This window comes from Pseudomonas sp. 9Ag, assembly GCF_902506445.1.
GTDB classification, from domain to species: Bacteria; Pseudomonadota; Gammaproteobacteria; order Pseudomonadales; family Pseudomonadaceae; genus Stutzerimonas; species Stutzerimonas stutzeri_AB.
Genome location: NZ_LR733837.1, coordinates 1 through 1,174 on the forward strand (window position 1 = coordinate 1; position 1,174 = coordinate 1,174).

Consider the following 1,174-nt stretch of genomic DNA (forward strand, 5'->3'; position numbering starts at 1 on the left):
GTAGATACCGTCTTCCCCATTACCGAGCAAGGGCCAGTTGAGGGTCGAAACGCTGGCCCGATTTAAGTACCCCATAGGCGATGTGCAGCAGCTTGCGCATCGCTGCACAGACGATTTGTTTTCCGGATTTTCCTTTTGCACTCAGACGCTCGCGTAGAGCACTAATGGCCGGGTTGTGTGTGAGCGAGCAGACCGCCGGCATGTAGAGTCCAGCCCTCAAGCGAGACGATCCTGTGCGGGATATGCGCGTCTGGCCCTTGTAGGAGCCAGACTCCTGAAGGCGGGGGTTCAGCCCGGCATAAGCGGTGATCGCGCGTGAGCTGGCGAAGCGTAGCGGATCGCCCAGCTCAGCCAGCAACAGGGCTGCGGAACGCTCGCCGATGCCATCAATGCTGGTCAGCAGGTCGCGTTTGTTGCGCAGGTCCGGGTCATCATCGATGTGGTCTCGGATCGCACGTAGCGTCTCTCCGATCTGCCGCTCGACATGGTGCAGCACTGAGTAGATTGAAGCCTGCACACTAGCGTCGGCCAGATCCAGGCGGTTGCGTTCCATTTGTTGGATCTCCTGCAGATCTTCCAGGCGCCGCACTAATGCTTTCAAGCGCCGGACGGCGGGAGGCTCAGGCTGCCAGGCCCGCAGATCACCCTGGTGCCGCTCGCCATACTCAGCGATGAGTTTGGCGTCGACTTTGTCGGTCTTTACGCGCTGGAGCTGGCTTCGAGCGTAATAGGCGACCTGTGCAGGATTGAGCACGCAGACCTGATAGCCTTTATCGTGAAACCAAGTCGCGAGCGCTTCATGGTAAGCGCCGGTCGCTTCCATCACGATCCAGGCTTGGGCATTGGCGTGCTTGAGCAGCCACTGCTGGAGCGCTTCGAAACCGGCCACCTCGTTTGGCAATTTGGCCTTGGTGCGGTACTTGCCATTGGGCTGCTGGGTGGCGATGTCGAACGTGCGTTTGGCGATATCGATGCCGATGACGCTGGGCATAAGTCCTCCTGCTGGTTCAGAAAGATCAACACTTCACTCAGCTCTACCTTGCTGATGCGAGCTCTCGCCGGAGGCGGGCTCTGGATACCGTTCGAGCTGTAAGAGTGAGTATGGAAGGCCGCAGCGCTATCTACGTCGCAGGCTCAAAGCCTAAGGGTGGATACGGCTTCCTGGCCTTCCCCC

Annotated in this window: 1 protein-coding gene; it reads right to left on the bottom strand. The window is 59.4% G+C overall.

Annotation, left to right across the window (positions count from 1 at the left end; translation table 11 throughout):
- Positions 1–19: 19 nt before the first annotated feature.
- The gene (locus ALTERO38_RS21100) at positions 20–991 is read right to left on the bottom strand and encodes an IS110 family transposase (protein WP_128122069.1); all 972 of its coding nucleotides are present in this window, start codon (positions 989–991) and stop codon (positions 20–22) included.
- Positions 992–1,174 lie beyond the last annotated feature (183 nt).

Excerpts from the sequence above, each read along its gene's own strand:
- ALTERO38_RS21100 (WP_128122069.1), bottom strand. The coding sequence starts at position 991 with ATGCCCAGCGTCATCGGCATCGATATCGCCAAACGCACGTTCGACATC.